We start from the raw sequence: 13,824 nt of genomic DNA, 5'->3' as shown, positions 1-13,824 counted from the left end.
AGCCAGCCCGGCCCGCCGTCCTGCGTCGGCGGATGCGGCAGGGGCCGCGCCTGCGGCTGCTCGCGCCGCCGTGCGAAGCGGCCGCGCAGCAGCTGCAGCAGCAGGTGCCAGGCGCCGTCGCGGTGCGGCGCCTCGGCTCGCTTCGCCGCATCGGGAAACGGTCCGCGCAGCACACCGGCTGCCTCCAGCAGCGACAACAGCGCGTCGACCTCGCGCTCGGCCAGGCCCGCCTCGGCGCGCAGCCAGCGACGGCTGACGGCATGCACCGACATCGCGTTCAAGGCCTTGCGGAACTTCATCTGCGCGAAGGCGGGCGGCAGCGCGGGCAGGCCGCTGATGCGATACGACGACATGGTGCAGGAGCCTCGTTGAATGCAGGTCCGTCGATCCTAGGCAGAGGGCTGCGCGGCGTCCTGACGGCTCCCTGACCGCGCCTTGACGGCATGTGTCTTCCCCGAGACCCGGGGGCGGTGCGACCATCATCGAATCGTCAAGGCTTCATCAAGCCTTTGCGGCGGCCGGTCGCTACGCTCGCCGCATGCCCTCATCGCTCCCGATCGTGCTGCTCGCCGCGCTGGGCGCGCTCGCAGCCTGCAGCGGCGGCTCGGACGGCGACAGCGCCGACGCCGCGGCCACCGCCGCCTCTGCTTCTGCGGCGAACGCCACCGACATCACGGCCGCGCTGCTGGCCAACGGCAACGTCGTGCTCGACGGCGACGCCATCGCCAGGCTGCCGGCGGGCAGCACCACCTACACCGGCGTGATCTCCGGCCGCGGCCGGCTCACGCTCACGCCGGCCGGCGGCAACACCCACCCGGCCACGCTGGTGATCACGCAGGCCAGCAGCTTCACGCTGCCCGATGCGCAGCAGGTGCAGGTGGTCGAGAAGACGGTCTACCCCGGTGCCGGCTACCGGCTCGCGATCACCGGCAGCAACCCGCCGGTGCTGACCATCGACCCCGGCGCGACGCTGCAGATCGGCACCAACAGCAGCGCCGACAACAACCCCAACATCCTCGCCACCGCCGACGGCAAGAATGCGGCGAGCGTGGAGAACGGCGAGATCAACCTCGACAACATCCGGAACGACGGCGCCATCGTGCTGAACAGCGCGAACTTCATCCGCCTCGGGCAGGTGAGCGGCAGCGGCTCCATCTCGCAGCTGCCGGGCGTGTGGGGTGGCAACACGCTGGGCGGGTCCAGCAGTTTCTCGGGCGTGCTGTCGCTCAGCACGGGGCAGGACTTCGGCAGCAACCACGTCGCGGCGGCGCTGCCGGCCGCCAAGGCGGTGCTCAACGAAGGCTCGTGGCTGGTCTGGAGCCCGCCCGGCAGTGTCGTCACCGTCCGGCAGGACGTGTTCGAGGCGGCCTTCGGCAACGACATCAACTTCCACCCGATCGGCAACTCGACGATCGTGATGAGCGGCGTCTACGGGCACACCGACAACAGCCCGCACGGCAGCCCCAACCTGGCCGACCCCGGCCTGAGCGACCCGGGGCTGAACCTGGCGAAGGTGATCTACCGCGGCGGCGCGAACGCGGCGAACGGCAACGACGCCAGCTACCGCGGCATCAACATCGAGGCCGGCGGCACGGTGCAGTGGGGCGACGGCACGCATGCGCGCTTCTTCCTGCCGTCGGCGCCGTCGCCGGCCGAGGTCAACCCGGCGGCCGGCAAGAAGAACGCCTACATCAACCTGCACCGCGGCGGCACGCTGGCCTTCAACTACAACGGCCCGGTGACGCTGAACGTGGGCATCACCGGCGGCGGCGGCGGCCCCGACAAGAGCCAGGGCACCGGCACCGGCAACGTCACGGTGGTGGGCACGCCGGGCAATGACGTCACCTTCGCCCAGCCGCAGAACTACAACGGCACCACCACCATCGGCGCGAACGCCGTGCTGCGCCTGGGCACCGGGCAGCCGGTGCCGCTGAACTACATCACGATCGACGCGGACAAGAAGACGCGCACCACGCAGCTGCAGGCCACCTACAGCGGCGACGCCAGCCTGCTGACCGCGCAATCCCCGGGCGGTGCGGCCGGCGACGCGATCGTCAACGACGGCCTGCTGGTGGTGCAGAACAGCACGAGCGCCATCACGCTGTCCGGCATCAGCGGCAGCGGCGGCTTCACGCACGCCGGCAGCGCCACGACGACGCTGCAGGGCAACCGCTACAGCGGCCCCACGACGATCGACAAGGGTGCCGTGCTGGCCGGCAGCGCGGATGCGTTCGGCATCGGCGACATGGTCAACAACGCATCGCTGGCCCTGGCCGGCGGGCAGCGTGCGCTGGCGCTGGCCGGCAGCTTCCGCCAGGGGGCGGGCGGCGTGCTGGCGCTGTCGGCCGCCGGCAGCAGCCCGGGCGTCGACCAGGATCACCTGGCGGTTGCCGGCAGCGCCGTGCTGGCCGGCAGCCTGAGGCTGGACCTGCGCGGCAGCACGGTCGCCGCGGGCCAGCGGCTGGTGCTGATCGATGCCGCCGGCGGCATCAGTGGCGCGTTCGCCTCGATCGAGGCGCAGGGCGCAACCGTCGTGGCGGGCCAGGACACCACCCGCTTCTTCGTCACCGTTCAGTCGCGCTGAGCCGCGGGCGTGGGCAAGGGCGCGTGAACAGCGTCACGCCGCCTTGCGCGTTGCGGCGGCGGGAGACTCGCCATCAGATCTCCATCAGATTCGCATCATGTGTCCGCTTCCGCTGATCCCTAGACTGGCCGCGAGCCTTGGCCCTGTCACTTGGTGATGCAACGCAAATGATGACGAACTGTCCCGCAGACCACCGCGCCGCCCGGCCGCGCGGCTTCACGCTGATCGAGGTGATGATCGTGGTGGCGATCGTCGCGATCCTGACCGCGATCGCGCTGCCCAGCTACCGCGACTACATCGTGCGCGGCAAGCTGGTCGACGGCACGAATGCGCTGGCCAACCTGCGCGCACGCCTGGAGCTGTATTACCAGGACAACCGCACCTACCTCACGCTCAGCAAGGACATCGTCAGCCCCTGCGACAGCATCCCGGCCGCCGGCACGTTCAGCGTCACGTGCACGCAGGCGACGGCGACCGCCTACTTCCTGACGGCGCAAGGCAGCGGCGTGACGCAGGACTTCGTCTACACGACTGACACGAAGGACACCCAGGTCACCGCCAGCCTGCCGACGCGCTGGGGCACGGCCGCGCCCTACAAGTGCTGGATCACCCGCAAGGGCGACTCATGCTGACGCACAGGCGACGCCGCCGCGGCTTCTCGCTCATCGAGCTGCTGGTGACGATCACGGTGATGGCGCTGCTGACGATGCTGGCCGTGCCCGCGATGGGCAGCTGGGTGGCCGACGCGCGCGTGCGGGCCACCGCCGAGTCGCTGCAGAGCGCGCTGCACCTGGCGCAATCGACCGCGGTGGCGCGCAGCCGCTCCAGCGTGCTCGCGCTGACGAGCGCTGCGCCGGCCTGGAACGCGACGCCCGCCGGCAACGGCAGCAACTGGTTCGTGCGCCTGCTGCCGATGCCCGATTCGGACGACGCGGCCGGCACGGACAGCTTCGTCCAGGGCAGCACTGCGGCGTCGCAGTACGGCGTGAAGCTCGAGGGCCCGGCGCTGCTGTGTTTCAACGCGCTCGGCCAGCTGAGCGCCAAGTCGGCCAGCGCCACCGGCATGTCCGCCGCCTGCACCGCGCCGGCCACCGCCACGCCGGTCGAGTACACGCTGTCGCGCGCCGGGGGCTCGCGCAAGCTGAAGCTGAGGGTCGACCTGGGCGGCAAGGTGCGCATGTGCGACGCCGCCAAGTCGCTGTCGAACGGCAATCCGGATGGGTGCTGACATGCATGCCCGCCGGAACCGCCTCCGCCACCGAGGCTTCACGCTGCTCGAGGTGCTGGTGTCGCTGCTGATCTTCTCGTTCGGCGTGCTGGGCGTGGTCGGCCTGCAGGCACGCGGGGTGCAGGTCGCGGTGCAGGCCGAAGACCGCACGCGGGCCGCCCTGATGGCCAACGAGATCGTCGCGCAGATGTGGATGCAGCAGTCGGTGACGCTGCCTGCCGACACCGTGACGGCCTGGCAGAAGCGCGTGTCCGACCCGAGGGTGGCCGGGCTGCCCAACGCCAGCGGCACGATCGGCGCGGTCGACGCCGACGGCGCCGTCAGCGTGACCATCAAGTGGCGGCCTCCGTCGCGCGACAGCGCGGATCCCGACAACCAGTTCATCACCAAGGTGGCCATGCCATGAGACACCCCGTGTCGACCCGCCGGGCCGCGCGCGGCATGACCCTCGTCGAGCTGATGGTGGCCGTGCTGATCAGCATGGTCCTGACGCTGGCGGTGTTCGCCATCATGGTGAGCTTCGAAGGGCGCCGGCGCACGCTGTCGTCCACCGCCGACCTCGACCGCGGCGCGGCGCTCGCGATGTTCCAGGTCGACCGCTGGGTGCGCAGCGCCGGCACCGGCTTCGCCGGTTCGAATACCTATGCCTACGGCTGCACGTTGTATGCGGCCAAGGCGGGCACGCAGTTGCTGCCGGCGCCGGCTGCGCTGGCCGCGCCGTTCGCGAGCGTCGATACCGTGTTCCGGCTCGCGCCGGTGCTGGTGCTGCCGGGCCAGACGACGCCGGGTGCCAGCGGCAAGGCCTCGGACGTGCTGGTGCTGATGTCCGGCGGTGCGGGCGGCGGCGGCGATGTCGCCACGCAGTTCTCCAGGTCCGCCGAGGCCGGCCAGCTGAACCTCCTCACCTCGCTGGCCTTCAACGCCAACGACCTGGTGCTCCTGGCGGACCAGCAGCCGGGCAGCAGCGGCGGCCCGGCGCCCTGCCTGCTGACCCAGGCCGCCACCGGCTTCAGCGGCGGCGCCGCCACCGCGATGCCGCTGGGCGGCAGCTGGTATGCGGCGACAGTGGACAAGGCCTCGGTGCAGTCGTACTCCGACAGCGCGGTGGCGCTGAACCTCGGCAACGTCGACCAGCGGCAGCCGCCGCAGTTCCAGCTGGTGGGCGTGGGCGACTCCAACACGCTGTTCAGCTACGACCTGCTGCAGGCCGCCGACGAGCCGCTGCAGGCGCGCGCCCAGGGCGTCTTCGAGCTGCATGCGCTGTACGGCGTGGACGCCGACGGCGACAACAAGGCCGACAAGTGGGTGTCGCCGTCCGACAGTGCCTGGTCGGTGAGCGCGCTGTCGGCCGGCACCGCCGCGGCGACCCTCCAGCTCAAGCGGATCAAGGCGCTGCGCGTCGGCCTGATCATGCGCACCTCGCTGCCCGAGCGCGACGTGGTCAGCCCCGACACGCTGGCGATGTTCGCCGACATCGAGGGCGGCACGCTGACCTTCTCGCGCACGCTGACGGATCTCGAGCGGCACTACCGCTACCGCGTGGTCGAGGCCACGGTCCCGCTGCGCAACAACCTGCTGCCGTGAGCCGTTCCGCGATGACCTCGACCCCCTCCCCATCTCGCCAGCGCGGCGTGGCGCTGATCGTCACGCTGATCGCGCTGCTGTTGTTGATGATCGCCGCCGCGGCGATGGTGCGATCGATGGACAGCTCGTCGGTGATGGCCGGCAACCTGGCCTTCCGCCGCGACCTGGCCAACCGTGCCGAGCGCGGCATCGTCGCCGCACGCGCGGCGCTGGTCAGCGGGGCGCTCAGTACCGAGACGGTGCGCGTCGCCGACCGCGCGGCGTCGAACTACTCGGCCAGCAAGCTGCCGAGCGGCGCCACCGGCGTGCCGCTGGTGCTGACCAGCGACAGCGCCTTCGGCAACGCCAAGCTGGCGGCCGGCGACATCACCGACGACGGCGTCACCGTGCGCTACGTGATCGACCGCCAGTGCACCGCGGCCGGGGCCTTCGATTCCGGCACCTGCGAGTCGCTGGTGGCGGGCGCCGACAGCGGCGGCAGCAACTGGCTGCGCAAGCCGGGCGGCACCGCGCGGCCGGTGTACCGCATCAGCGTGCGCGTGAGCGGCCCGCGCGGCACGCAGGCCTATTTCCAGACCACCTTCGCCAATTGAAATCGCCAACCGAGCGCCACGCCATGGAATCCTTCCTCCCCCTGCGTCCGGGACTGCGCCTGCGCCGCCTGGCCCTGGCTTCGCTGCTCGCCGCCGCGGCCGTGCCGGGTGGGGCCGCCACCACCACCATCGACCTGGCCGACAAGCCGCTGTTCTCGACCGTCTCGGTGCCGGGCAACCTGATCCTCGCGCTGTCGGTCGAATGGCCGACGGCCACCACGCCGGCCTACCCGAGCACGACGGCCTACTCGGCGGACAGCAGCTTCCTCGGCTACTTCGATCCGTCGAAGTGCTACAGCTACACCCTCGTCAACAGCGGCACCAAGGACAAGCCGGACTACTCGACCAGCTACTTCGCGCCCACCGGCAAGGCGTCCTCGCACTTGTGCAGCGGCGCGACCGCGGGCGGCTGGAGCGGCAACTACCTGAACTGGGCCTCGATGCAGACGCTGGATGCGTTCCGCTGGGTGCTGACCGGCGGCTACCGCAGCGTCGACACCGAGAGCCTGACCATCCTGACCAAGACCTATGCCGCGATGGACAGCGGGGTGATGCCGAACAAGCTGCTCAACGGCAGCAACGCGGTGAGCGGCGCGACGCCGCTGAACTGGTCGGCGCTGGCCACCAAGCTGCGCAAACTCGGCACGGCGATGCACTTCACGAAGGACGACGGCAAGCTGGACGGCAGCGTCGTCGACTACACCAACCAGAGCAGCGACGACATGAAGTCGTCGACCGTCTACCGCGTGTACATCAACGTCAAGGTCTGCGACACCTCGGTCGGCATCGAGAGCAACTGCAAGGCCTACGGCAGCAACGCCAAGCCCGAGGGCCTGATGCAGGCCTACTCGTCGCAGCTGCGCTACTCCGCCTTCGGCTACTACAACCACAGCGGCACCACCTCGCAGCAGCGCGACGGCGGCGTGATGCGCGCGCGCATGAAGTACATCGGCCCGACGCGCACCGTGCCCGGCTCGACGGCGCTGGCCAACAGCGCGGCCGAATGGAGTTCGACGACCGGGGTCATGGTGGCCAGCCCCGACGGCGACGACGCCAAGGCCACGGTGTCGCGCGCCTCCTCGGCCGGCTGGAGCGTCAGCGTCGGCAACAGCGGCGTGATGAACTACCTGAACAAGTTCGGCTACAGCGCGAAGTCGTACAAGTCCAAGGACCCGGTGAGCGAGCTCTACTACGCGGCGCTGCGCTACTTCAAGCACCTGGGCAACGTCGCGGCGTACACCGACCTGTCCGGCGCCGGCGACGCGGCGACGGCGCAGTCGTGGCTGGACGGCTTTCCCGCCATCACCGACTGGGACGACCCGATCGTCTACGCCTGCCAGAAGAACTTCATCCTCGGCATCGGCGACGTCAACACGCACCGCGACGCCAACCTGTACGGCAGCACGCTGCGCGCCGGCAGCAGCCTGGAGCCCAAGCTGCCGGACGAGGTGGCGGCCGACACCTCGGTCAACGTGGCCACCGCGACCGACATGGTCGGCAAGCTCGAAGGCCTGGCCGGTCTCGGCAGCGTGTACGGCGACATGGGTGGCGGCACCTGCCCCAGCACCGGCACGCAGTGCAACTCGTACTACATCGCGGGCCTCGCCTACGACGCCCACACGCGCGACATCCGCGCCGACCTGGCGGGCGAGCAGAACGTCAACACCTACTGGATGGACGTGCTCGAAGGCCAGGTCTACAAGCACAAGAACCAGTACTGGCTCGCCGCCAAGTACGGCGGCTTCGACGTGCCGTCCGGCTTCTCGACCTACGCGGCCGGCAACGGCACCGCCACCCTTGGCGACAGCGCCTGGTACAACTCCACCGACACGCTGACGCGCGCCGCCGCCGGCGGCACGCTGACCTACAGCACCGACACCTCGAGCGGGACGGACAAGCGGCCGGACAACTACTTCCCCGGCAACGCGCCGGACGTCATGCAGACGGGCCTGACCAAGGCCTTCGCGAAGATCAGCAGCGAGGCCGACGCCGCGACCAGCACCGCCCTCGCCACCGTCTCGCCCAACGTCACCAGCTCGGGCGCGGTCAGCTACTCGGCGACCTACGACCCGAAGACCTGGACCGGCAAGGTCATCGCCTCGAGCGTGTCCTTCGCCGCCGACGGCTCGCCGACGCTGACGCCGATCTGGGATGCGCGCGCGCTGCTCGATGCGTCGGCCGTGACCGCATCGACGCGCAAGATCGTCACCTGCTGCACCGCCTCGACCACCTCGCCGGGCCTGCCGTTCACCGAGCCCAGCCTGAGCAAGGCGACGCTGAACGCGCGCACGAACTACACGTCGTTCGCCAGCGTGCCGGGCGTGGCCGCCGGGTCGCAGTCGGTCGCCGACTACGTCGCCTACCTGCGTGGCGACACCTCGAACGAGCTGAGCGCGAAGGGCGGCAAGTACCGCGCGCGCAGCTACCGGCTCGGCGACATCGTCAACGCCAAGCCGCTGGCGGTGGGGCCGCCCTCGACCGGCCTGTTCGACCTGACCAACCCCGGCTACAGCAGCTTCAAGTCGACCCGCGCGAAGCGCGCCACCGTCGTCTACGCCGGCGCGAACGACGGCATGCTGCATGCGTTCGACGGCTCGGTGGGAGCGGCCGCCTCCGGCAGCGAACTGTTCGCCTACATCCCGAGCTTCGCCTACGGCAGCTCGAGCACCGCCACCACCAGTGGCCTGGCGACGCTGGGCAACCCGAGCTTCACGCACCACTACTTCGTCGATTCGACGCCGGGCGCGTTCGACGTCGACCTGTCGAAGACGCCGGATTCGACCAGCACCACGCCCGACTGGCACACGCTGCTGATCGGCGGCCTGGGCAAGGGCGGCAACGGCTACTACGCGATCGACGTGACCGATCCGGCGAGCTGGACCGACGAGGTGGCCGTGGCCGGCAAGGTGCTTTGGGAGTTCACCGACTCGCGCATGGGCTACAGCTACGGCGAGCCGAGCGTCGTGAAGACCAAGAAGTACGGCTGGGTGGTGGTGCTGACCTCGGGCTTCAACAACAGCGACGGCATCGGCTACTTCTTCTTCGTGAACCCGCGCACCGGCGCGCTGCTGGAGGCGGTCGCCACGTCCAGGGGTTCGCCGGGCGCGCCGCTGAACCTGGCGCACCAGACCGCCTTCGTGCCGGACTACACCGACATGACCGCCGACGCGATCTACGCCGGCGACCTGCAGGGCCACCTGTGGCGCCTGGACGTGACCGGCAGCAGCGGCAGCTACGGCACGCCGACGCTGATCGCCGACCTGGCCAACGGCGACGGCACGGCGCAGCCGGTGACGACCCGCCCGCTGGTGGAGATCGAACCGAACTCGTCGAAGCGCTACGTGATGGTCGGCACCGGCCGGTTGCTGGCCGACAGCGACATCGGCAGCGCTTCGCAGCAGTCGTTCTATGCGATCGTCGACGGCCGCGCGGCCAGCGGCTCGTTCTACACCGCGAGCACGCTGCCCAGCGGCGTGTCGTTCCCGATCACGCGCAGTGCGCTGGTGGCGAACACCGCGCTGCTGACCGGCATCGGCAGCGCGCCCACCTCGACGATGGGCTGGTACACCGACCTGCCGGTGACGGGCGGCATCGCGCAGCGCGTCAACATCAACCCGATCGCCAACCAGGGCATCGTGTCCTTCGCCGGCAACCTGCCGAACGGCCAGGCCTGCAACCCGTCGGGCACCGGCACCTTGTACGGCGTGAGCTTCGCGACGGGCAAGAGCGTGCTGACCGACAAGGACGGCGGGCTGATCGCGTCCACCACCACCACCAGCGGCATCCTCACCGACATCGCGATCCAGCGCGTCAACGGCAAGCTGCGCCTGTACACCGGCACCAGCGCCGGCGACGTCGTCAACGCGCCGGCCAACCTCGTCACCGCCAGCGGCGTGAAGCAGTTGAACTGGCGCGAGGTCCCGGTGTCGGATTGAACGTGCGGCCGGGGTTTCACCGTGCCGCGTGGCCGGCGTGCGCGGCGGCCGTGGCCGTGCATGCCGCGGCGGGCTGGTTCGTGCTGGGCGGCGCGGCACCGGGCGGCGTTGGCGCTGCGCCGGCGCGCGCACCGGCCCTGAGCGTGCGAACGCTGGTGGCCGCTGCGCCACAGGCATCGCCGGTACCGCCGCCGGCCGTGCCCTCCGCCGGCCGGCCGCGCGCGGCCCGGCGTGCCGCCGCGATCGACGGGTTCGAGCCGTCGACCGCACTCGAACGCAGCGCGGTGCCTCGCTCCGCCCCCGACACCTCGCTGCTGGAGGGGCTGCCGTTCTCCGGCCTGCCGATCCGCTTGCGTGTGTTCGTCGATCGCAGCGGCACGGTGGTCGACGTGCGGGTGCTGCAGACCGCGGAAGCCGAGGCGGTGGCCGAATCGGTGCGGCGCATGTTCCTCGCCACCGCCTTCATCCCGGGGCGCCTGCGCGGCCAGGACGTCGGCTCGTGGCAGGACATCGAGATCGCCTTTGGCAGTACGAGCATCGGGATGTGATGAAAGAAGAGATTTACCGTTTCGGGCGCTGCGAGGTGCACGTCCAGCACCGCAGCGTGACGCTGGACGGCCAGCCGCAGCGGCTGGAACCCCGGCCATTCGACCTGCTGGTGTTCCTGATCCGCCACCGCGGCCGCGTCGTCACGACGAGCGAGCTGCTGGAACGCTTCTGGACCCACCAGGTCGTCACCGTGGGCGTGATCGCGCGCGCCATCCTGAAGGCGCGCCAGGCCATCGGCGACCGCGACCAGGGCGCGCCGATGCTGCGCACCTTCCACCGCACCGGCTACCGCTTCGTCGCCGAGCTGGGCGACCTGGGTGACGGCAGYGGCGGCAGCGGTGCGCCGGGCGGCCCGGCCCTGGCCCAAGCGCGGCAGGCCGTCGCCGAGCAGCGCTGGCGGCTGGCCGGCAACCTGTTCCGCGCGGTGCTCGAGCGCGAGCCGGACAACCTGCCGGTCCAGGTGGAGCACCTGAAGGCGCTGGCCGCGCTCGGCGACGACGCTGCGTTGGCGCTGGGACCGCGGCTGCTGGAGCAGGCCCGGGCGACGCAGGACGGCGGCCTGCTGGCCGCGGTGCACCTGGCGCTGGGCCGGGCGCATGGCGTGCGGCGCGCGTTCGGGCCGGCGCGCTTCCACCTCGACGAGGCGCTGCGGCTGGCCGACTTCGACCCGCGCGGCGAGTGGCTGCCCGAGGCCTGCCTGCGGTTGTCGTCGATTGCGCTCTTCGAGCACGACGTCGACCGGGCCGTGCACTGGCTCGACCGCGCTCGCGAGTTCGGCCGCGACGGGGCCCGGCGGGCACATCGCATCGCGTGGGCACGCCAGGCGGCGTGGCTGCACGAACGCGACGGCGACCTGGCGCGTGCCGTCCAGCATGCGCGCGAGGCGCGCGAGATCGCCTTCGAGGGCCGCCTGGCCGGCGACTTCGCCGTCGCGTCGCGCGGCCTCTCCGGCCACTGTGCCCAGCAAGGCCTGATGGGTGCAGCCATCGGCTACGCGGAGGAGGCGTTCCGCCTGGCCCGCGAGCTGGGCATGGACGCCAGCGTCGCGCGCACCGCCGACACGCTGTGCTGGCTGTACCGCGAGCTGCGCCAGCCGGCCGAGGCCGCGCGCATCGTCGACGCGCTGGCCGCCGAGCCGCTCAGCGCGGCAGCGCTGCTGCCGGCCACGCTGATGGCGCGCGGCCACGGCGCTGCCGCGGCCCAGGACCATGCGCGCGCCGTGGCCTGCTGGTCCGACGCCGTGGCGCGCGCGCGCGAACTCGGCGCGGTGTGGCCGGAGCACATCGCGGCGCCCTGGTTGGTGACCGCGCTGATCCAGTCGTCCGGGCAGGAGGAGGCCGTGGCCACCCTGCGGGCGCTGCGCGCGCGGCCTGCCGCCGCCGCCGATGCCGTGCTGCAGGCGGCCCTGCAGCATTGCGAGGCCCTGCTGCTGCACCGCCGCGGCGACGCGCCGGCTGCGCTCGAACGCCTGCTCACCGTGATCGACACGGCGCCGATGGGCGCCTGGCGCGCCTGTGCCAGCCTGGATGCCGCATGGCTGTGCGCCGAGGCGGGCGATGCGGCGCGCGGCCGCAAGCTGGTGCGCGACCTCGGCCCCTGGCTGGACGAGCACCCGGCGGGCCGGGCGGTGCAGGCGCGGTTGCGCTTCGGCGAAGGCGATTTCGCGGCGGCGCACCGGCTGCAGCAGGGCTGGCTGGCGGCGCTGCGAACCGCGCCGCCGGACCACCATGCCGAGATCGCCGCGGTCTACCAGCGCGCCGCCCACGGGCATCCCTCGACCCCGCCGTCCGTCCCCACCCTGGGGTGGCTGCCCACGCGCAGCTGAAGGATCGCTCCGCGAGGCGCACCAGACCAGGGCACCTGCGTGCCCGATGTGTCAATCGGCACCGAGAATGTGCATTTCCGCTCCAGCAGGCGGCCTGACGCTGTGAAATGGGCCCCGATGGGGCGCGCGCGCCCCAAAAAGACCATGGCACAAAAGCTGCACTCCGGCCTCTGGCGATCAAACCCCTAGCGTCAGAGAAGTGGAGAACCCCGTGATGAAGAAAACCCTCTTGGCTCTTGCCACCGTGGTCACCGTGACTGCCTTCCCGGTGGTGTCGCATGCGGAAGATGCCAGCCCGTTGTCGTTCAACATCGGTGCCGTCAGCGACTACCGCTACCGCGGCATCTCGCAGTCGCGCCTGAAGCCTGCGCTGCAGGGCGGCATCGACTATGCGTCGCCGAGCGGCTTCTACGTCGGTGCCTGGGCGTCGACCATCAAGTGGATCAAGGACGCGGGCGAGATCGCCGGCGTCGACGTCGGCAGCGCGAATGTGGAGCTCGACCTCTACGGCGGCTACAAGGGCGAGATCCAGAAGGACCTCACGTACGACGTCGGCGTGCTGCAGTACGTCTACCCCGGCAACCACTACGACAACCTCGGCGCGGGCGCCAAGAAGGCCGACACCACCGAGATCTACGGTGCGCTGACCTTCGGCCCGGCCACCGCGAAGTACTCGCACGCGGTGAGCACGCTGTTCGGCACCGCCGACAGCAAGAACAGCGGCTACTTCGACCTGAGCGCCACCTTCGACGCCGGCAGCGGCGTGTCGATCGTGCCGCACGTGGGCTACCAGCGCGTGGCCGGCGACCTGTCGGACTACTCGTACGCCGACTACTCGCTGACTGCCAGCAAGGACTTCGACGGCTTCCTGTTGAGCGGTGCGATCGTCGGCACCAACAACAAGAAGATCAACGGCAACTACGCGTACATCAGCCCCGAGGGCAAGAACCTCGGCCGCACGATGCTCGTGGTCGGCGTCAAGAAGACCTTCTGAACCACCAACCTCACCTGGAGATGACCATGAAGATGGTGACTGCCATCGTCAAGCCGTTCAAGCTCGACGAAGTGCGTGAAGCCCTGAGCGCCATCGGCGTGCAAGGCATCACCGTGACCGAAGTCAAGGGCTTCGGCCGCCAGAAAGGCCACACCGAGCTGTACCGCGGCGCGGAGTACGTCGTCGACTTCCTGCCCAAGGTCAAGATCGAGGCCGCCGTCGACGACGGTCTGATCGACCGGGTGATCGAAGCCATCGAAGGCGCTGCGCGCACCGGCAAGATCGGCGACGGCAAGATCTTCGTTTCGCCGCTGGAGCAGGTGGTGCGCATCCGCACCGGCGAGACCGGCAAGGACGCCCTCTGAGCCCACTACAACAGAGACAACCATGAAGAAACTCATTGCAACCCTCGCCCTGGGCCTCGCGGCCTGGAGCTTCGCCGGCGTCTCGCTGGCACAGGACGCGGCCTCCGCGCCGGCGGCCACGGCCTCGGCGGCGGCGCCCGCTGCCGCGGCGGATGCGGCTTCCGCGC

11 protein-coding genes and 1 pseudogene are annotated in these 13,824 nt (G+C 70.8%); 11 read left to right on the top strand and 1 reads right to left on the bottom strand.

The annotated features are described in order from the left end of the window. Positions 1-353: pseudogene (locus tag AC1DYN_RS28665) on the bottom strand (hypothetical protein); the annotation flags it as partial. Positions 354-538: 185 nt separating this feature from the next. On the opposite strand from AC1DYN_RS28665, the gene AC1DYN_RS28660 reads away from it, so the two are divergent. From AC1DYN_RS28660 to AC1DYN_RS28610, 11 genes are all read left to right on the top strand, one after another. Then, positions 539-2,584 (top strand): autotransporter, encoded by a 2,046-nt coding sequence (locus AC1DYN_RS28660; protein WP_477965503.1) that lies wholly within the window; start codon positions 539-541, stop codon positions 2,582-2,584. 170 nt (positions 2,585-2,754) lie between these two features. Next, a complete protein-coding gene (locus AC1DYN_RS28655; protein WP_477965501.1) occupies positions 2,755-3,216 on the top strand; it encodes a type IV pilin protein in 462 nt (153 codons plus the stop codon). Further along, positions 3,210-3,812 (top strand): pilus assembly FimT family protein, encoded by a 603-nt coding sequence (locus AC1DYN_RS28650; protein WP_477965499.1) that lies wholly within the window; start codon positions 3,210-3,212, stop codon positions 3,810-3,812. The genes AC1DYN_RS28655 and AC1DYN_RS28650 overlap by 7 nt, the downstream gene beginning before the upstream one ends. A 1-nt stretch (position 3,813) precedes the next feature. Further along, positions 3,814-4,218, top strand: a complete 405-nt coding sequence (gene pilV, locus AC1DYN_RS28645; protein ID WP_477965497.1) for a type IV pilus modification protein PilV — start codon at positions 3,814-3,816, stop codon at positions 4,216-4,218. After that, positions 4,215-5,396, top strand: coding sequence for a PilW family protein (locus tag AC1DYN_RS28640; RefSeq protein ID WP_477965495.1), 1,182 nt, complete (start codon positions 4,215-4,217; stop codon positions 5,394-5,396). Before pilV ends, AC1DYN_RS28640 begins: the two co-directional genes overlap by 4 nt. Before the next feature lie 11 nt (positions 5,397-5,407). Next, a complete protein-coding gene (locus AC1DYN_RS28635) occupies positions 5,408-5,989 on the top strand; it encodes a pilus assembly PilX family protein (protein ID WP_477965493.1) in 582 nt (193 codons plus the stop codon). Between the two features lie 23 nt (positions 5,990-6,012). Next, entirely contained in the window at positions 6,013-9,924 is a 3,912-nt protein-coding gene (locus AC1DYN_RS28630; protein WP_477965491.1) for a pilus assembly protein, read from the top strand. Between the two features lie 50 nt (positions 9,925-9,974). Then, positions 9,975-10,472, top strand: coding sequence for an energy transducer TonB (locus AC1DYN_RS28625; RefSeq protein WP_477965489.1), 498 nt, complete (start codon positions 9,975-9,977; stop codon positions 10,470-10,472). After that, positions 10,472-12,298: a winged helix-turn-helix domain-containing protein gene (locus AC1DYN_RS28620; RefSeq protein WP_477965487.1), complete on the top strand. Its 1,827-nt coding sequence runs from the start codon at positions 10,472-10,474 to the stop codon at positions 12,296-12,298. The genes AC1DYN_RS28625 and AC1DYN_RS28620 overlap by 1 nt, the downstream gene beginning before the upstream one ends. Positions 12,299-12,512: 214 nt before the next feature. Next, positions 12,513-13,292, top strand: a complete 780-nt coding sequence (locus AC1DYN_RS28615) for a TorF family putative porin (RefSeq protein ID WP_477965485.1) — start codon at positions 12,513-12,515, stop codon at positions 13,290-13,292. Between the two features lie 26 nt (positions 13,293-13,318). Beyond that, positions 13,319-13,657 carry a P-II family nitrogen regulator gene (locus AC1DYN_RS28610; RefSeq protein ID WP_047509787.1) on the top strand — a complete coding sequence of 113 codons (339 nt, stop codon included), beginning with the start codon at positions 13,319-13,321 and terminating at the stop codon, positions 13,655-13,657. Positions 13,658-13,824: the final 167 nt, after the last annotated feature.

It is taken from the genome of Rhizobacter sp. P2_D12 (assembly GCF_056404395.1).
This window is presented reverse-complemented; position numbering and strand designations above follow the sequence as displayed.

Bases quoted from the DNA above. Each gene is read 5' to 3' on its own strand.
- pilV (WP_477965497.1), top strand. From the start codon at position 3,814: ATGCATGCCCGCCGGAACCGCCTCCGCCACCGAGGCTTCACGCTGCTC.
- AC1DYN_RS28660 (WP_477965503.1), top strand. From the start codon at position 539: ATGCCCTCATCGCTCCCGATCGTGCTGCTCGCCGCGCTGGGCGCGCTC.
- AC1DYN_RS28615 (WP_477965485.1), top strand. From the start codon at position 12,513: ATGAAGAAAACCCTCTTGGCTCTTGCCACCGTGGTCACCGTGACTGCC.
- AC1DYN_RS28640 (WP_477965495.1), top strand. From the start codon at position 4,215: ATGAGACACCCCGTGTCGACCCGCCGGGCCGCGCGCGGCATGACCCTC.
- AC1DYN_RS28635 (WP_477965493.1), top strand. From the start codon at position 5,408: ATGACCTCGACCCCCTCCCCATCTCGCCAGCGCGGCGTGGCGCTGATC.
- AC1DYN_RS28610 (WP_047509787.1), top strand. From the start codon at position 13,319: ATGAAGATGGTGACTGCCATCGTCAAGCCGTTCAAGCTCGACGAAGTG.
- AC1DYN_RS28650 (WP_477965499.1), top strand. From the start codon at position 3,210: ATGCTGACGCACAGGCGACGCCGCCGCGGCTTCTCGCTCATCGAGCTG.
- AC1DYN_RS28655 (WP_477965501.1), top strand. From the start codon at position 2,755: ATGACGAACTGTCCCGCAGACCACCGCGCCGCCCGGCCGCGCGGCTTC.
- AC1DYN_RS28630 (WP_477965491.1), top strand. From the start codon at position 6,013: ATGGAATCCTTCCTCCCCCTGCGTCCGGGACTGCGCCTGCGCCGCCTG.